Consider the following 16,731-nt stretch of genomic DNA (forward strand, 5'->3'; position numbering starts at 1 on the left):
ACGGGAGAGGTGCGCCTGTAATGTAGGAAATGGCTGCTGCGAGGTAATTGCGGCGGATAAAAGCGCAGAAATGTGCGGATGAATTGATCGCTTTTGGTCGAGTCGCCGCTTTAAAATCGGCGGGGGTTGAAGTTGGCCGGAAATACAGGATTACTTCAGACAATCTCCAGGGGTAGCTGAAGTTCTGATCACGTGGGCGCAGTTTTCTTGCCAAAAAATTGGGGGTAGTGAAATGCGCTCGTCAACTCAGAGAAAATTATATGGATACTGCTTTTTTTGCTGATATGGCCATGCAGACAAAAATCTGCCATCTAAATATTCTTGTAAAGAATTTAGAGGAATCTTGGGGGTTTTATAGGACTATTCTAGGATTTAGTTATGTGTACCATTTGTCAGAAACTAAAATAGTTGCAGAGTTCAATGGTTTTGATTTCTACATTGAGCAGGATGAAAACTGGAGCGGTATTGACGAACGAGTGCACTTCGGCCTGCGTACAACTCGAGAGAACGTCTTTGCCTGGGCTGAGCATTTGCGAAGACACGGGATTTCTCTAATTAAAGGAAACAATCCCGAAGCAGGGATTTATGTCGAGCCTGACAGCGATCGTGTTGCCGTCTACTTTCAGGACCCTGATGGTCTGACCATTGAAATCTATAGTCCGGAGTAAGAAATGCAACATACCTATTTAAAGGTTGATAACGGATCGCCTGTTCGAGTCGATGCTGACCTCATCGAGCAATTGCGAAAATATTTATGGCGACATGTTGGAGGGCGAGTGATCTCAATTAAAAGCCCGGATTTTTCCGCAGTTTTTGATTTGGCCACCGTGGTTGGTGGGGCTGGTGCTGTAGCACATGATGCTCACGACTATCGTCGCGCTGCTCTCAGCCGTGTGCAGGTCGGACGGGGTGTGGACCGAAGAATCGAACTTATTTACCAATCAGTGTTTGAGGGCTGACGGATGATGACTGCTTACAGGCCATATTACTCAGATTGGGCCGATGCCAATATTGTAGTCGACTCAGCGCCACGGGATGGAACAGTATTAACGCTTTCTCACTGGCCATCAGTCTACTGCAGTCCAGAGTATCGTGCGGATACATCCGCAGAGATGGCTATTAAATACCTTTCTATGTCGCAAGGTCTATCTCTAGCGCCCTGGGTAACGGCGTCTCACTACGACGTAGATGCACTGATTTCGGTGTATGCGTTTAGCTCTCCGGAAATTGTGCTTTCCAATCCCTCGTTCTGGATAGAGTTGGCTTTCGCAGGGGATTTTGAGTCCTCACACAATGACGAAGTTCGGAAGCTGGCTCGGGCGTTGGAGTTCTGGGTCGATGAAAGTCGGTCCCCCATGGGGACTGACTTCAAGGGCGTTGCGATGAGTGATCGCCATTCCCTTGTGTTCGATAATCTACTGCCACGTTTAGGTGAAATTGTTCTTCACCCCAATCGCCTCAAAGATTGCTGGCAGGATGGCGAGTTACTCTATGCACGATCAATGGCGCTGCTCAGTGATAGCAGCGTGGAAGTTACTGAACGCCCCGAACTCGATCTGACCATTATACGCAGTCAAAAAGCACATCTTCTCGATGGAGACACCTCATATCTAGGGTTTGACGCATTCGCGATCCACCGTGTCGCTAAAGGAGCCACGGTCGCAATAATGATGGGTGAACACTATCGCTTGATACAGAGATATGAAAGTTGGATTCAATTTGTGAGCCGAGATGTTAGACCACGCCAGGACCTCGCTCCGCTTTGCGTTTGGCTGACAGAGCAGGATCAAGCAGTTTGGGAGTACGACGGCGTTCAATATGTTGCCCCCGTCTTGGCAGTGAAATCAGGTGGAACCAGTTCACTAACTCAGGATGAATTTATTCATGACGTAACGGCTTACCTAACAGCTGCGCCAGGCGCTTGGCATCCAATGGAACTTTAACTCAAGTTTGGTCTGAATCAGAGGGCGATGATGAAACGCGAGAGTACTAGAGCAGATGAGGTGCGCGTGCGCTCCACAACGATGATTCCATTCAATCCTATAGGGAGGATACGCCAAGACGAAAAGCCCAAACTATTTACTGCTTTTGATGGGGTTGTCGATAAAAAAGAACATCTCGCAGTTACCTTTGGCGAGCCGTCACTAAATGAGCCGGTCTTGGTAAGACTGCATTCCGAGTGCCTGACTGGAGATATATTCGGCTCTTTTCTTTGCGATTGTCAGGCTCAATTGCATGAGTCAATCTCAACACTTGAAAGGCTCGGTGGTGTGCTCTTGTATTTGCGTCAAGAGGGGCGAGGTATAGGTCTTTATAACAAGCTTGAAGCTTACGCCTTACAGCAAAATGAGGGGCTTGATACTTTTGCCGCTAATCAGCGTATTGGGTTTCCTCAAGATGCTAGAGAGTATGACGTCGCTGCAGGGATGCTTAAAGCTATGGGTATCCTTCGGATTCTGCTGCTATCTAATAACCCGGACAAAGCTGCTCAGCTTACCGCGCATGGTATCGACGTCGTTCAGCGTATTTCGACAAAAACACATATAAATAAATTCAACAAAAAGTACCTCTTCACTAAGTACTTAAGTGGACATAAACTGGTCGGGCTCGCAGAAAATACCTAATTGAACTTCTTTGGAGTGAGAACAGGATGGACAGAAAAATCGATCAAGGAGTTTCCGAGGATGCGATTTTCGCTATGGCAGAGATCCATCGTGATGCCGCTCTTCTGCATTTTGCACACCGGGTAGGGCTTTTTGATTACCTTGTCACGCCGAGAAGCGCAAGTGATGTTGCGAGTAAGTTTAATTGGGTAGAAAGGAAAGCTAACGTTCTGCTGAACGCACTGTGTGCACTGGGGCTTGCTTTAAAGAGCGAGCATCTTTACCAAGACACAGCAAGTGTTCGTAAAAGATTAGTAGTCGGTAGCAGCCATTATATTGGTAGCTATGTCGAGGTATTACGGCGGCAGTGGGATGTGTGGAAAAGACTTCCAGAAATAATGTCCCAAGACGGGCATGTTGAAGGTCAACAGCTACTCGGTAGCATAGAAAACGATGGATTTACGGCTCTATTCCAAGCTGCCATGTCCCAAGTATGTGATGGAAACGTCAAAGCGCTTACTGATCTAGAAGTCTGGAATCAGGCAAAGTTAGTTGTCGATTTGGGTGGGGGACATGGCTTGCATATTGCCACTCTGTGCAAGGAGCACCGTAACTTACGGGGGGAAGTATGGGATTTAGAGTCAGCCCGTCAAGAGGCAGAGCATAATTTTAAACGTCATAGCGTTTCTGACCAGGCCAGCTTCAAGGTCTGCGATTTATATGTTGATTTATACCAATGCAGTACCCTTGCTGATGTTGTGATGATTAATCATGTGCTACACCATTTCAACCCTGACCAAGCCGAAAGAATTCTTGTGAAGTCTGTCGAAATGCTCCGGCCAAACGGCACGCTTATTGTGATTGACCAGATATTAAAAGCAAACGGTTACATGCCTCACGACTCGGCACTGTTTTCATTTTACTTGATGGTGAACAACAGCAAGGGACAGTTGCACAGCATTCCCTGGATATCTCATATCCTCGAACATTACGGGTGTTCAGTTCGATTAGAAGCCTGTGGATGGGACAACGAAGATTTCACGCTCATTGCTACTCGGGCATAACCTCTCTCAAGGATAGACCCTATGCATACTTCTCCTATCACCTCGCTAGCCTATGACGAACACGGTAACTTATATAGTGGCGGGTACGACGGCCTCATCGTGGCTTGGGACTCTGATCTGCGTACACCTAAATGGGTTGCTAGACATGATGAGCTAATAAATAGCATTCGTGTATTCGGAAATACACTCTTCTCAGCGAGTGCAGACCGTTCAGTTCGTGTGTGGGACACGCAATCTGGAGCGCTTAAGAATATCATTGTTACAGGTCATGAAGATGATTTGAATGTGCTTAGCCTGTCATCTGACGGGGGCTTTATTGCGTTGGGTGGAGAAGAAGGGAAGGTCTGGCTGTATGAATCTACAGGTGCGCTAGTGTGGTCACAGTCGGGAGGGACATGTTCCTCGCCTTCAGATTGCATTGATGCTATCGGCTTTATTGGTTCATGGATCATTGCTGGAGACGATCAAGGCTATCTGAAAGTCTACGACCTAACCGGCCAAGTACTATGGAGCGACAATGTACATGGCGCCATTGAAACTTGCGCGGCTGATGAAATTGAGCACTCAGCATTCCTTGGTCTGGATGACGGTAGCCTAGTCCGCCTCACTATCCTGCCTGGGCCGGTATTCAACTTGACTACAATCAAACCGCACACGAGCGCGATCAAGGCGGTGTGTGTAAGCTCACGAGACCGAAAATTAGTGAGTACCGCCTATGATGGCGAGATGGTGATTATGTCGCTTCCCGATCTGAAGGAAACCATGCGGGTCCAGATCGCCAACTACGGAAAATTGGGTTGGTCACGTAGCCTAGCTTTTAACCCCCTAGATGAACATATTTTAGCTTCCAGTTCGCTGGGAGGTGCTCCTCAAATTTGGTGCATGCGACGCGGGGAATTGCTGGCCCCCGAGGCGGCACCAACATATGGGCTCAACGCTCTTGCAGTCCTCTGCGGCAGACTCATTTGTGGAGGCGATAGCGGAGTTGTTTATACATATGAATTAGGGCGCCTGGAAGAGAGTCTTGATCTAAGAGTGATGATTAACGCTATTGCTACATCTGACATGACGAGCTTGATTGGTGTGGGCTGTCAGAGTGGTGAGACTTTGATTATCGATTCTAAAACCCATCGCATCATTGATAAGCTTTTTGGTGACGGTTCTCCCACTGTTTGCTGCGCCTTTAGCCCTGCGGGGACCAAGATTGCTGTTGGTAGTTACAATGGTCTGGTGCGTGTCTATGACAGCATCACCAATACGATTATGGTAAACTTGCAAGGTCCAGATACCGCCAAGACTATTAGCTTTTTAGATGGTGAAGACTTTGTAGTTGTCGGAGGTGCGGACGGCAATTTACTGACCGTTAGTGTGAGGGACGGATGTATCACCAATCACATAGTTGGGCTTTATCTAGTGAATAGCCTATCTTGGTCTGCTGAGGCTCGGCAATTGATCACCGTAGGACGTGATCAGGCTGTACGTAAGTGGAGTCGAGACTTTGAATTGCTTGATGAGCAAACAGCTCATAGCCGTTCAATTAAATCAGTAAGCTGGAACCCTAGTGGTACGGCTTATGCGACTGCTAGCTACGACAGTACTGTGACTATCCATGATGACGCATCGACCTGCATTGCGATTGGGCACGATAAGCCAGGCGTTTCCTGTCTAGCATGGCTGGATGATGAGCGCTTAGCCAGTGGCGGGTGGGATGGAACCATACGCATCTGGAGCCGGGCAGGCAAAGAACAACTCTGCATTCCTGTGGGGACAAGAATTTAGGCTTGGGATCAGAGGTTCCTGCACAGTTAGGTGCATATAAAACGGATTGAGAGGCTCATCTGCTAGATGCAAATGCGCGTCCCGGCACGTTCAGGCCCTCACTGAAAATTTCTATGAGGGCCCGGGTGCCTTTTCATATCTGGCTATTTTTATTTGATACTTTAAATTAACCAAGGGTGGGAATCTCCGATGGTCTCTTTCTGGGAAATCTACGTAGATGACATGCTAAAATCTAAAGTATTTTACTGCGATATTATTGGTCTTGAGGTCGTGCGGGAGCAGGATGATTTCATCGTTTTGCAGAAGAACGATGCGAAAATTCATATCTGCCCTAGGGAGGATATGCCGGAGTATTTAAAAGTCCAACGCACTAGAAGTATTGCGGGTGGAGTTGAATTTTGCTTCGAGACTACAGACATACAGAGCATTTACTCACAAGCACTCTCCAGTGGATATCCAATTTTTGAAAAGTTGACTGATCAACCTTGGGGGAAAACTGACTTTCGGGTGATTGATCCCGATGGTGCGTATATTCGGGTCAGTAGTCCTCGTACGCGAACCAATGCCTGCTTGAAGGACTAGATCTCAAAGGTGATGTATGGTGGCGATGGTGGGTGAGAGAAAAAATATTTCTACCCTTGTAGTCATTATGCTCTGCAATTTTTCTGCAGCTATGGCATTTGGTCTACTACAGCCGGTCTTGAGTATCCGCATGGAGCAAGCCGGGCAGAGCAGCGCCATGATTGGGGTAGTAGTAAGTGTGTGGTCACTGGCAATTATAGTCGGTGGTCCGTTATACCCAAAGATCATCTACAAGTTTGGAGTTAAGCCATCATTGGTATCAGGGTTAGTACTCACCGGTTGCCTAATCTTGCTGTTTTCTATTTCCAATAATCCCGTTATCTGGATGCTGTTCCAGTTCTTGCTCGGTTTAGCCTTTGGCCATTTCTGGGTAGTCAGCGAAGCCTGGTTGAATACTGTTGCTAGTGACGAGAGACGCGGTCTAACGACTAGTCTTTATATCGTTTCATTGGCTCTTGGTGGCTCAGTTGGACCGTTGCTGATTAATTTTTTTGGGTATCAAGGATTCTCGCCGTTTATTCTTTGCTCTGTAATTCTTATTTTGGGCACAGCACCAGTTTTTTTCTTGGAAAATCCACCCGAGCTAGATGCAGAAGAACCGCCACGGTTCCGGCTAATCATTGCTGCTTTTCCCATGATATTAATACTTGGGTTAGTAGCTGGTTTTACTGACCAAGCACCAGCTGGATTGTTACCTGCTTATATCCTCAAGGCCGGGTTCAATATTGATCTGGTTACTACAGCCCTGTTCATGGTTGGGCTGGGTAGGCTACTTTTCATTATTCCCATTGGGATGCTGGCCGATTATGCTTCTCCGCGGATAGCGTTAATACTCAGCTCTCTTCTCTGTATTTCTCTAGTTCTTGTGCTTCCAGCTACACTCGGCCATCCATTGTATCTACTAGCCATCCTTTTCTTGCTTGGTGCTCTTCTAGATGCCTTTTACGCATTGTGTCTGGCTGTTCTGGGCAAGCGCTATAGAGGAGCTCAATTAGCATCTGCTAACACCGTATTCGTTATGCTGCACAGTTTTGGGAGCTTCGGGGGCAGCTTTGGTCTTGGTCTATCGATGGATGCCTTTGGCGTTAGCGGTTATTCAATATTTATTGCATCAATTGTTGTATTAATTCCGGCAGGATACTTGCTGCTACGTCAACACTAACTATTTAAGGGTAAGCCAATGAAGCGAATCAATCTTTCCCAGGGGCTCGAGCTCTCTCGGGGAGGACTCGATTGCATTCTCACTGCGCTCTACGAAGCGAGCTCCCAAGATGGGGTCTTCTTGTTAGAAGGGCACGGAATTCCTTTGCAAGTGCTTCGTGAGGCGCGACAAGCTTTGCGGGATTTTTTCGTGCTACCTCATGAGCAAAAGATGAGCGCGCAACGTCCACATGGTCGCTACCGAGGGTATATTGAGAAAACGGCCTTTGCTGATGATGAACGAGATGGGCCTTCTGTGATGTACGAGGGTTTCGTGGTTGGAGCGGAAACGCAACCCGATGACCCGGAAGTTAAAATTTCTGACGGCATGCTCTCACCGAACTTATGGCCTCTGGGAAGTCCAGAGATAAAGCAAAGGATTTCCGACTACTGGCGCGCGACTGAAAATGTATCGAACCAGCTTCTGCGGCTATTTGCAGTATCCGCTGGACATGATAGTCATGCTTTTCTAGATTACTTCCGCTCCCCGCTTTCAAATCTGGTACTACTGCATTACCCAGCAGATGAAAATGGCGTGCGCATGGAACCAAAGTCGCATACTGATTCTAGTGCCTTTACGTTACTACTATTGGATGATGTAGCAGGCCTAGAAATTCAGCGTAAAGTGGGGGGGTGGGAGTCCGCTCCTCGAACAGGTGACGCATTTCTTGTTATTGTCGGAGAAATGATGCAGGCATGGACGGGAGGGGTGTATAGGGCTGCCCCTCATCGAGTACGTGCGCCAATCAAAACAAATAGAGCAACACTTGCGTACTTTGTTTCTCCTAATTATCGGACTATGATCGCGCCGAAGTTAGGTGATCTGGATAATCCGGCTTTTCATTTCTCCGCGGGGGAGCGATTTAAGAAATACGTTAGCGAATTTGATTAATTGTTTATGTCGAACGCTAACTTTTAATTTTCCATGTTCGCTAATTATGATGAGGCGAATCTCATGAACACCAGAATTTTGATTATATGTGGTAGTGATAGGCCAGCCTCCGCTTCATTAAAGATTTCTAATTATATTAATAATTTGTGTGCTGAGAATCCAGCTGTAGAGAGTGTCCAATTAATTGATCTTAACCAGGAAAAAATTCCACTGTGGGATGAAGGTTTTTGGGTCAGGACGCCTAGGTGGGAGAGCATATGGCACCCCATATCCTGCCTACTCAAGGATAGCGATGGGTTCATCATTGTGACTCCTGAGTGGGGGGGGATGGTGCCGCCAACGTTAAAAAACTTCTTGTTGCTGTGTGAGCCGTCAGAGGTAGGCCATAAGCCGAATTTGATAGTTTCATGCTCCTCCTCAAGAGGAGGAGCGCAGCCTATAGTTGAGCTAAGGACGTCTGGCTACAAAAACAATAAGCTATGCCATATTCCCGACCACATTCATATTCAAAAAGTAGATGAAGTTATAAAGGAAATTACTAGTGGCCGTAATTGCTATTTTGCTAAGCGAATTGATTGGTCGGTTAAGGTGCTACTGAGCTATGCGCAAGCGTTGAAGCCAATGCGGCAGGCAAGTTTTCTGTTTGATTCTGCATACGAGCACGGCATGTAGATGAGTGACTTAGCATAATAGAGCGAAGGGGAAACCTTCGCCGCACCATGCTTCGTTGGCTCTGCTCGGTGTTGAGGGCGGCGCACAGATCCACAATATGTGGACTGCGAGTTTTAGGGACTAATCAAAAAGTTTTTCCAAATCCACTGGGGAGCTGCTTCCTCAAGGGAGGATCTGAAGCAGCCTTATATTTCCGGCTAACTTCAGCCCTCGCTAATGTTGAAGCGGACAGAGAGTCAAGATCGACCTGACGTCTCGCTCATTTCGGTGTTCCTGGCTGCAAACACATCGCTGCGACCATTTTCCGAATCACAGGCTTGCCTCTCCCGGACTCGGCTGGATGTTTTTCGCCGGGGAATCTTCGGCGGGTGGAGGCATGCCCTCAAGCGACGAAGTCAACGCCACCATCTCAATTGTCGGCGTATGACGGCGCTAGCTCGACTGTTCGCGCCCTATCCGAGAGAGCTATCCATGCATCCTTACCCCATTGAGATAACGCGGCTGGGCTTGATAGAAAATCCGGCTTTCTCAACTTCCAGTACTTGGTTTTCGGTGTGTTGATCCGTTGTACTTACTCTTGCGTACAAAAAGTTCTTGCTCATAAGGAATCCTAGGGCAGGGTCAAAAACGTGGGTTAATTGTTTGCAAATGGTGTCATATTATCAGGCTCTAAATATTGACACCTGCTTTGCACGATTCTCGCCCGGTCTCAAAGACGGTGCTACGCAGTTTGACGTGCCGGATCGCTACGGATCAACGCTGTACAATGTCGGCCATACGAGGCAGGCGGGCTCTTACGCGCCGCGCTTTGCAGGGAGAGGCGGCGCGTGCAGTTGGCGTTCAATGAAAATCTCGCCTTATTACACCTGGCTCCTTGATTCGCTTGAATCGTCGGGGGCGGTTTCTGCGTCGGGTTGCCGGTTTACAACTAGGCGATCTGCCATGGCGCTACGCCGCTTATTACCATAACTAGCTTAAAGCTCAGTCGATCGAAACATGAGCCGCGTGGCTGTTGTGCTGCGCGCGAATGGCGGGGTGGGTGATTGTCGCAACTACAGCAGGGCTTTATCCTGACCCGGCACTGGCGGGATACGCATGAGGGCACGGAAGTCAGTTTCTGGCTGGCCACCGATGTGGGGCCCCGGCAGGTACGGGTGCCGCATCAGCACTCGGTCGCTTTTATCCCCGAAGAACAGCGCTCGCTCGCTAAGGCCGTGTTGCGCCGCGAGCGGGATGCTGAGTTGCGGCCGTTGGAGTTGTGTGACTTCCGTCATCGGCCGGTGATGGGGTTGTACTGTCGTTCGTATCGACGCTTGCTCGACTGCGCGAGGCTGTTGCGTGATGCCGGGGTCGATGTGTATGAGTCGGATATTCGTCCGCCCGAGCGCTATTTGATGGAGCGCTTCATCACTGCACCGGTGTGTTTCGCGGGCGCTGTCGACGGCGTGGCGGCGGTCGATACCCAGCTCAAGCCGGCGCCGGACTACCGGCCCGCGCTGAAGCTGGTCTCGCTGGATATTGAAACGACCGCCCGTGGCGATCTCTATTCCATTGCCCTGGAGGGCTGCGGCCAGCGCCAGGTCTATATGCTCGGCCCGGAAAATGGACAATCTGACACACTGGGTTTTCCGCTCGAATATTGCCAAACGCGTGCGCAGTTGCTGGAGCGGCTGAACGGCTGGTTCGTCGAACACGATCCGGATGCTGTCATCGGCTGGAATCTGGTGCAGTTCGATCTGCGCGTGCTGCACGAGCATTCGCAGCGGCTCAAGGTGCCGCTGCGCCTGGGGCGTGGCGGCGAGGAGATGGAGTGGCGCGAGCACGGCGGTCGCGGCAATCATTATTTCGCCGCGGCCGCTGGGCGCTTGATTATCGACGGCATCGAGGCGCTTCGCTCGGCGACCTGGAGCTTCCCCTCCTTTAGCCTGGAGAATGTCGCCCAGACCCTTCTGGGTGAAGGCAAGGCGATCGACAATCCTTACCAGCGCATGGCGGAAATCGATCGCATGTTCGCCGAGGACAAACCGGCTCTGGCGCGCTACAACCTCAAGGATTGCGAGCTGGTAACACGCATCTTCGCCCGCACCGAACTGCTGACCTTCCTTCTCGAGCGCGCCACGGTAACCGGGCTGGCTGCCGATCGCAGTGGCGGTTCGGTCGCGGCCTTCGAGCATCTGTACCTGCCGCTGATGCATCGCCAGGGCTTCGTCGCGCCGAATCTTGGCGAGCGGCAGCCAGAGGCCAGCCCGGGTGGCTTCGTGATGAGTTCGCAGCCGGGGCTTTACGAATCAGTACTGGTGCTCGATTACAAGAGCCTCTATCCGTCGATCATACGAACCTTTCTCATCGACCCGGTGGGGTTGATCGACGGGCTGCGCCAGCCGGATGACGAACAGTCGATTCCCGGCTTCCGCGGTGCGCGCTTCTCGCGGACTAGGCACTGTCTGCCGGCAATCGTGGAGCGCGTCTGGGAGGGGCGCGAAACGGCGAAACGCGAGCACAACAAGCCGTTGTCGCAGGCGCTGAAAATCATCATGAATGCCTTCTACGGCGTGCTCGGTTCCAGTGGCTGCCGTTTCTTCGATACGCGCCTGGCCTCGTCCATCACCCTGCGCGGTCACGAGATCATGCGGCGCACACGGGAGCTGATCGAGGCGCAGGGGCATGCCGTCATCTATGGCGATACCGATTCCACGTTCGTCTGGCTGCGCAAAGCGCATTCGGATGACGAGGCGGCGCTGATCGGCCGTCAGCTGGTACAGCACATCAATGATTGGTGGCGAGTGTATCTGCAGTCCGAGTACGGGCTGGGTAGTGCGCTGGAGCTGCAATACGAAACCCATTTCCGGCGCTTTTTGATGCCGACCATTCGTGGTGCGGAGGAGGGCAGCAAGAAACGTTATGCCGGACTGATCACCCGGCCCGATGGCAGCGACGGTATGGTCTTCAAGGGGCTGGAAACCGTGCGTACCGACTGGTCGCCATTGGCCCAGCGCTTTCAGCAGGAGCTCTACCAGCGCATCTTCCACCGCCAGCCGCATGGGGAGTACGTGCGCGACTACGTACGGCGCACGCTGGCCGGTGAGCTGGATGAGCTGCTGATCTATCGCAAGCGCTTGCGCCGCAGGCTCGATGACTACCAGCGCAATGTGCCACCCCATGTGCGTGCGGCGCGTTTGGCGGATGACTACAACGACCGTCAGGGGCGGCCTCGGCAGTATCAGAACGGTGGCTGGATCAGCTACCTGATGACGGTCGCCGGGCCCGAGCCGCTGGAAACACGGTCATCGGCCGTCGACTACGACCACTATGTAACGCGGCAACTGCAGCCCGTGGCGGATGCAATTCTGCCCTTCGTGGGCGATGACTTCGCGTCGCTCGTCGATGGGCAGCTCGGCTTGTTCTGAATTCGTCGGCTGGCGGCATCTATCTAGTGCCGCACCGGTCATATGTCGAGCAACATTCATTGGAGCTCCGACATGTACCTGATTCAGTTGCTGCTACCGCTTTACGACAACGATCAGCAGGCGCTGCCGAAGTCGTCTTTCCGTGCTGTGCGTGATGAGCTCATCGAGCGTTTCGGTGGCCTGACCACCTATTCGCGAGCCCCGGCGAGTGGCTATTGGCTGGAAGAGGGCGACAACGCGGTTCATGACGAGTCGGTGGTCTACGAAGTCATGGCCAATGATCTAGACAAGGACTGGTGGGCAGATTATCGCGCCGAGCTGGAGCGCCGGTTTCGGCAGGAGAGCCTGGTGATCCGGGCACACGCTCTGACGCTGCTGTAGGCGCTGCCGCGAAGAGCGATGGCCGGCGGACCCGGCCATCATCGTCGGTTACTTGCGAACCCAGTTGCCGTTGAGCTGAATGATCTGGCCCGAGGGCGTCTTCTCGATGGCTTTCTTGCCGGCGATGGCTTCCACGTCGCTGACGCTGATGCCGTTCTGCTTGGCGACGCGGTGGTACTCGGCTCGGCGCGCCTGATTGATCTGGCTGGCGATGGCTTCGGCGTTTTGGCTCGAGCGAACTACGCCGAGATAACCGTCGGGCCTTTCCCCAAGCAGGCCGCTGGCCTTGGCATCGCCCAATGCGGACATGGCTTCGTTGAGCGTCATGGCTGCGGCGGGTAGGGCAAGGGTGAGTGCAAGCAGCACGCTTGCCAATTTCAGATAGGTTTTCATCGTCTTCCTCAGAACAGGCCGCTGTCTTGGTTGATGATCGAGTCGAGCTGCTTGTCTACGCGGATGTAAATCTCGTGTTCGATCTTCACGTTCAGGTTGATGTTGATCGGCTCGTTCGGCACGGCCAGTTCCACCCGCGGCGTACAGGCGCTGGCGAACAATGCCAGCAGCAGGATGGTCAGCGATTGGCGCAACCGCATGGCGGTCTCTCCTGTGTCGGCTTGCGGTTGCAGGGCCTTACTGAAGGCGTTCCTGCACCCGCCGTTGAATGGTTTCGCTCACCCGGTCGCTCAGCTGCAAGCTGGTCAGTAGCGCCGGAATATCCTCTTCAAGGTTGATTGCGAAGTTGATCGGTCGACCGCCCTCCAAAGCGGGGTTGCGGCCATTGAGGCGTAGCCCGAGGTTCAGCTTGCCGCTCTCATCATAGCGGACGTCACTGCTTAGCAGATCATAATGAAAATCGTGCAGCGCCTCCGCGACGATTCTCATGGCAGGGTTCGCCTGGCTGAGTGCCTGGATTTTGGGTGAGCGGAAACGCAGAACGCCGCCTGGCGCGCGCGCGGCGAGTTTCCCTTGGTCAATGCTGAGTCCCGTTGGGCTGCGATGAACCTGGAAACTGCCATCGATGATGCCGCTGCCGGTGAGCCCCTCGGTGGGATAGGCTGCCAGCACATCACCCAGCTGCACGCCTTGTAGCTGGGCCTCGAGCTGCTGCCGCGCCGCGGCCAAATCGAGGGTGGCGGGCTCCAGCCAGAACCGGCCGCCCAATATCTGGGTTTCGGCGGTCTGCCAGTTCAGCTGGCCTTGCTCCGGCTTATCGATGGGGGCGCTGTACTTGCCACGCAGCAACAGCGGGCCGAACGTGAAACCAGGGTTGAGCTGCGCCAGGCGTAGCTCGGTGATGTCCAGCTGAAGACGATCGCGCTGCAGGCTGGCGGCAAGCCGCGCATCGAGTCCGGTGATCTCGGTACGGTCGGCGATGCCCGCCAGCCCCCTGGCCTCCAGCGTGAAGTTGGCGGACGGCCTTCCATTACCAGTCGGCAGTGAAAACCTGCCGTCAGCCAGTAGGCGTCCGCTGTTCAGCTCAAGGGCTGCCGGCCAGGCGGTGAAGCTGCGGGCAATGGGGTTACCGGCACGCAGGAAAATCTCCTGCAGCTTGCCGCTTACCTGCAGCGCGCCGTTCCAGGGCTTGTTCAGGCTGGTTGCCACGCTTAGTCCGGCGTCGTTGCTCAACGGCCCGGTTCCGCTCAGGCGCGCTGTGTCTATGTCCAGCTGGCTATTCCAGCGCCAGCCCTGGGCGATCAGCTGTGGGTGCTCCAGTCGCCCCAGGCGGAGGTCCAGCGGCCCCTGTGCGCGCCATGTGCTTGGCTCTGCGTCGTTGCGTTCGATCCGCAGGCGTAGCGGCTGGGAAAGGTTGACCTGCAGTTGGCTGGCGGCGAGCTCGTCGATAGCCAGATTGGCCAGGGTCACTCGCGAGGTTTTAAGCAGCTGTAGATCTACTCGCTCCAGCTCTGCATGGCCGGAGAAATCCAGCCCGGCGTCAAGGCCGCGCAGGGATAACGCATCCAGCTGCAGACTGGCGCTACGCAGCTGCAGGCGTGCCTGTTCGATGGCTAGCGCGTAAGGGGGCGTGGTCGCCAGTTGCACACGTGCCTGTAGGCTGGCCGGTGCGCCGCCCTGAGCATCCAGCCGCAGCTGCACCGGCAGCTGGCCCGATGCCGAATCAGTGTCGATGGGCACGATTTTAATGCTCAGCTGCGTGGGTCGAAGCTGTTGCGGCAGGTCGGCGACCAGCGCGGGAACAGGGCGCAGCTTGAGATCGGCCCTCAGTTCAGTGGGCAGCCACAGACCATTCTGCCCATGAGCCGCCAAGTCTATGTCGCCTTGCAGCTCGCCAAGACCAATCACTGGCCAGGGTGCCGGCAGGTGCCCAGATAAGCGCAGATCGCCCGCTGCATTAGGCCAGTCGAGCGAGTCGCTGGCCGATTTCGGCAAAGAGAGCGCCCAGCCCGCGCCAATCCGCATGTCGGCCGGCAGCTCTGGCAATGGGGTAGGCTCGTAGCTTGTCCATTCGCCTAGCCAATCCAGCAACCAGGGCGCCTCGGGCAGGCTACCCATGGCCATCGTGCCGTTCCACTGCAGTGCCTGCATATCGTGGCTGAGCTGGTTACGAGCCTCCAATCGCGGCTGCTCGTCGATCAATAGATCGGCTTCGATCAGCGTGTTTTCGGTATCTAGTCGCTGCGCACTGATGAGCAGAGAAAGCTTGTGGTCATTACGATGCACGGTCAGGCGGCCCTCGAGGGGGAGCAACGACTCACCAGCATGTTGAAGCTGCAGCGAGCCCCGTTCGTCGCATCGTCCTTTGGCGCAAGGCAGGGCCAGGTGCAGATCGACTATGTTCAATCGTTGCGGCAACCATGCAGTCCATTGCTGGTACTGCTGCAGATTCACCGGATCGGTCTGGTTTGCCTGGGCCTCTGGCAAGGATTTCAGGTCGATTTCAATATGGCCGATTTGCAGTGATTGCAGAGGTAAAACCCGCAAAAATGAAGGTATGTCCAAGGTTATGCCGCTGGCTTTTAAAGCCAGATGGAGACCGTTTCCCGTGACTTGCTCATACATCAGTTGCCGTACCGCTAGTCCCTGAGAAGACACGCGCATGCCTTGCCAGTCGAGTTGCACAATGCCCTGCTCGCGCTTGAACGTGGTCCATTGATACCAGGCGACGCTGCCGGCCAGCAGCAACAAGGCAAGCAGCCCGAGAGACAGTCGGAGCAGAACACTGGGTGCTTTTGTCATAGCCGCTTCCAGAAAAACGAGGGCTACAGCATAGCTGCAGAACCGACGTGCGCGACGGTGCTCCAGCGAGGTGCGAACGTGACAACTTCATTGCATAAAAGTTCAGTTTGGTACCGCTGCAGCCCTTGCTGCAGGCGGTCTCGAGCACGGTGCGCTGAACTTGTGCACATTTTCGATGTGGGCCTGTCAAGCGCTTATGACAAACTATCGCAACTTGCTGGATTTCATAGATCGTTAATAACCAATTGATAAATAAAGCTTTTTTTCATTGGCGAAAAAACCGCCAGTTTAAGCGCAGCCCCCATGCCATCTGGGATTCGAAGACTTGTTTGCTGTTTGTCCACTGACTTATCCACAGGTTCTGTGGATTACTGGCCGGGTGTGATTCGGATCTAATTTTTTCGCTTTTGACAAGACTTTAACTCTCGGAAAAAAGGAGTAGAGTGCGCGACCTTATTCATCCAGCCCCCTGATGTGCATGAGAACGCGTACCTCGGCCCCCGCCACCTTCACTGCTCCCACCCCATCGGCGCGTTTGCCGCTGCGCATGGCGCTGTGGTTGCTCGACAGCCAGCACCTGGGCAATCGTCAGGGCGTGAAGCGAATTGCCGGTCGTCTGCTAAAGCAGCCGGCGCGTGAGGGCGTAGTGGAAGCACAGAGCCGACTGGGTCGTCTGCTGTGCTGTGAGTGCGAGAGTCAGCGGGACCGCCGCATCGGCTTCGAGCTGTTGCGTCAGGCCGCGCGTGCCGGTGACTGTCAGGCGCAGCTGGAGCTCGGTCGTCTGTATTGCCAGCCTGACCATTCCGAGCCCGTCAAAGCGCGCCTCTGGCTCGAGCAGGCCGCGGCACAGGGTTCTGACGAAGCAGCGTGCGTCCTTCAGCGGGTCAAACGCTGACCTCCAGCCTGACCGGCTAACCGTGGCTCGCTATACTGCCCGGCAATTTCGCCGGAGCCTT

16 protein-coding genes are annotated in these 16,731 nt (G+C 53.3%); 13 read left to right on the plus strand and 3 right to left on the minus strand.

The annotated features are described in order from the left end of the window. Positions 1 to 260 precede the first annotated feature (260 nt). The 12 genes from AAEZ08_RS06395 (at position 261) to AAEZ08_RS06450 (ending at position 12,580) form a co-directional block, all read left to right on the plus strand. Positions 261 to 668 (plus strand): VOC family protein, encoded by a 408-nt coding sequence (locus tag AAEZ08_RS06395; protein WP_313552523.1) that lies wholly within the window; start codon positions 261 to 263, stop codon positions 666 to 668. 3 nt (positions 669 to 671) lie between these two features. After that, on the plus strand, positions 672 to 959 hold the full coding sequence (locus AAEZ08_RS06400) for a hypothetical protein (protein ID WP_313552525.1): 288 nt from the start codon (positions 672 to 674) through the stop codon (positions 957 to 959). A gap of 6 nt (positions 960 to 965) precedes the next feature. Next, entirely contained in the window at positions 966 to 1,943 is a 978-nt protein-coding gene (locus tag AAEZ08_RS06405; RefSeq protein WP_500123973.1) for a DUF6687 family protein, read from the plus strand. Positions 1,944 to 1,973: 30 nt separating this feature from the next. Further along, positions 1,974 to 2,624: a GTP cyclohydrolase II RibA gene (ribA, locus tag AAEZ08_RS06410; RefSeq protein WP_500123930.1), complete on the plus strand. Its 651-nt coding sequence runs from the start codon at positions 1,974 to 1,976 to the stop codon at positions 2,622 to 2,624. Positions 2,625 to 2,650: 26 nt separating this feature from the next. Further along, on the plus strand, positions 2,651 to 3,667 hold the full coding sequence (locus AAEZ08_RS06415) for a methyltransferase (RefSeq protein WP_313552530.1): 1,017 nt from the start codon (positions 2,651 to 2,653) through the stop codon (positions 3,665 to 3,667). A gap of 21 nt (positions 3,668 to 3,688) precedes the next feature. Continuing rightward, positions 3,689 to 5,446, plus strand: coding sequence for a WD40 repeat domain-containing protein (locus AAEZ08_RS06420; RefSeq protein ID WP_313552532.1), 1,758 nt, complete (start codon positions 3,689 to 3,691; stop codon positions 5,444 to 5,446). A gap of 189 nt (positions 5,447 to 5,635) precedes the next feature. Continuing rightward, the gene (locus tag AAEZ08_RS06425) at positions 5,636 to 6,028 is read left to right on the plus strand and encodes a VOC family protein (RefSeq protein WP_313552534.1); all 393 of its coding nucleotides are present in this window, start codon (positions 5,636 to 5,638) and stop codon (positions 6,026 to 6,028) included. A gap of 16 nt (positions 6,029 to 6,044) precedes the next feature. Further along, entirely contained in the window at positions 6,045 to 7,190 is a 1,146-nt protein-coding gene (locus AAEZ08_RS06430; RefSeq protein ID WP_313552536.1) for an MFS transporter, read from the plus strand. Positions 7,191 to 7,208: 18 nt separating this feature from the next. Further along, positions 7,209 to 8,120, plus strand: coding sequence for a 2OG-Fe(II) oxygenase family protein (locus AAEZ08_RS06435; RefSeq protein ID WP_313552538.1), 912 nt, complete (start codon positions 7,209 to 7,211; stop codon positions 8,118 to 8,120). A gap of 63 nt (positions 8,121 to 8,183) precedes the next feature. Then, on the plus strand, positions 8,184 to 8,792 hold the full coding sequence (locus AAEZ08_RS06440; protein ID WP_500123931.1) for an NADPH-dependent FMN reductase: 609 nt from the start codon (positions 8,184 to 8,186) through the stop codon (positions 8,790 to 8,792). A 1,043-nt stretch (positions 8,793 to 9,835) separates the two neighbouring features. Next, on the plus strand, positions 9,836 to 12,199 hold the full coding sequence (locus AAEZ08_RS06445; protein WP_500123932.1) for a DNA polymerase II: 2,364 nt from the start codon (positions 9,836 to 9,838) through the stop codon (positions 12,197 to 12,199). A 72-nt stretch (positions 12,200 to 12,271) separates the two neighbouring features. Then, positions 12,272 to 12,580: a hypothetical protein gene (locus tag AAEZ08_RS06450; protein ID WP_046618772.1), complete on the plus strand. Its 309-nt coding sequence runs from the start codon at positions 12,272 to 12,274 to the stop codon at positions 12,578 to 12,580. A gap of 48 nt (positions 12,581 to 12,628) precedes the next feature. On the opposite strand, the gene AAEZ08_RS06455 is transcribed toward AAEZ08_RS06450, so the two are convergent. From AAEZ08_RS06455 to AAEZ08_RS06465, 3 genes are read right to left on the minus strand one after another with little or no spacing between them, the layout of a single operon-like run. After that, positions 12,629 to 12,973, minus strand: coding sequence for a YdbL family probable chaperone protein (locus AAEZ08_RS06455; RefSeq protein ID WP_500123933.1), 345 nt, complete (start codon positions 12,971 to 12,973; stop codon positions 12,629 to 12,631). Positions 12,974 to 12,981: 8 nt separating this feature from the next. Beyond that, positions 12,982 to 13,173, minus strand: coding sequence for a YnbE family lipoprotein (locus tag AAEZ08_RS06460; RefSeq protein WP_003282484.1), 192 nt, complete (start codon positions 13,171 to 13,173; stop codon positions 12,982 to 12,984). Positions 13,174 to 13,210: 37 nt separating this feature from the next. Continuing rightward, complete coding sequence (locus tag AAEZ08_RS06465; RefSeq protein WP_500123934.1) at positions 13,211 to 15,775, minus strand: intermembrane phospholipid transport YdbH family protein; 2,565 nt, start codon at positions 15,773 to 15,775, stop codon at positions 13,211 to 13,213. Positions 15,776 to 16,322: 547 nt separating this feature from the next. On the opposite strand from AAEZ08_RS06465, the gene AAEZ08_RS06470 reads away from it, so the two are divergent. Continuing rightward, positions 16,323 to 16,670, plus strand: coding sequence for a tetratricopeptide repeat protein (locus AAEZ08_RS06470; RefSeq protein WP_500123974.1), 348 nt, complete (start codon positions 16,323 to 16,325; stop codon positions 16,668 to 16,670). Positions 16,671 to 16,731 lie beyond the last annotated feature (61 nt).

The sequence above is a fragment of the Pseudomonas sp. E45-MNA-CIBAN-0222 genome, assembly GCF_040310405.1.
GTDB classification, from domain to species: domain Bacteria; phylum Pseudomonadota; class Gammaproteobacteria; order Pseudomonadales; family Pseudomonadaceae; genus Stutzerimonas; species Stutzerimonas stutzeri_AC.

What these genes read in the sequence shown, in the direction of transcription:
- AAEZ08_RS06395 (WP_313552523.1), top strand. Translation starts at nt 261, where the DNA reads ATGGATACTGCTTTTTTTGCTGATATGGCCATGCAGACAAAAATCTGC.
- AAEZ08_RS06400 (WP_313552525.1), top strand. Translation starts at nt 672, where the DNA reads ATGCAACATACCTATTTAAAGGTTGATAACGGATCGCCTGTTCGAGTC.
- AAEZ08_RS06405 (WP_500123973.1), top strand. Translation starts at nt 966, where the DNA reads ATGACTGCTTACAGGCCATATTACTCAGATTGGGCCGATGCCAATATT.
- ribA (WP_500123930.1), top strand. Translation starts at nt 1,974, where the DNA reads ATGAAACGCGAGAGTACTAGAGCAGATGAGGTGCGCGTGCGCTCCACA.
- AAEZ08_RS06415 (WP_313552530.1), top strand. Translation starts at nt 2,651, where the DNA reads ATGGACAGAAAAATCGATCAAGGAGTTTCCGAGGATGCGATTTTCGCT.
- AAEZ08_RS06420 (WP_313552532.1), top strand. Translation starts at nt 3,689, where the DNA reads ATGCATACTTCTCCTATCACCTCGCTAGCCTATGACGAACACGGTAAC.
- AAEZ08_RS06425 (WP_313552534.1), top strand. Translation starts at nt 5,636, where the DNA reads ATGGTCTCTTTCTGGGAAATCTACGTAGATGACATGCTAAAATCTAAA.
- AAEZ08_RS06430 (WP_313552536.1), top strand. Translation starts at nt 6,045, where the DNA reads ATGGTGGCGATGGTGGGTGAGAGAAAAAATATTTCTACCCTTGTAGTC.
- AAEZ08_RS06435 (WP_313552538.1), top strand. Translation starts at nt 7,209, where the DNA reads ATGAAGCGAATCAATCTTTCCCAGGGGCTCGAGCTCTCTCGGGGAGGA.
- AAEZ08_RS06440 (WP_500123931.1), top strand. Translation starts at nt 8,184, where the DNA reads ATGAACACCAGAATTTTGATTATATGTGGTAGTGATAGGCCAGCCTCC.
- AAEZ08_RS06450 (WP_046618772.1), top strand. Translation starts at nt 12,272, where the DNA reads ATGTACCTGATTCAGTTGCTGCTACCGCTTTACGACAACGATCAGCAG.
- AAEZ08_RS06455 (WP_500123933.1), bottom strand. Translation starts at nt 12,973, where the DNA reads ATGAAAACCTATCTGAAATTGGCAAGCGTGCTGCTTGCACTCACCCTT.
- AAEZ08_RS06460 (WP_003282484.1), bottom strand. Translation starts at nt 13,173, where the DNA reads ATGCGGTTGCGCCAATCGCTGACCATCCTGCTGCTGGCATTGTTCGCC.
- AAEZ08_RS06465 (WP_500123934.1), bottom strand. Translation starts at nt 15,775, where the DNA reads ATGACAAAAGCACCCAGTGTTCTGCTCCGACTGTCTCTCGGGCTGCTT.
- AAEZ08_RS06470 (WP_500123974.1), top strand. Translation starts at nt 16,323, where the DNA reads ATGGCGCTGTGGTTGCTCGACAGCCAGCACCTGGGCAATCGTCAGGGC.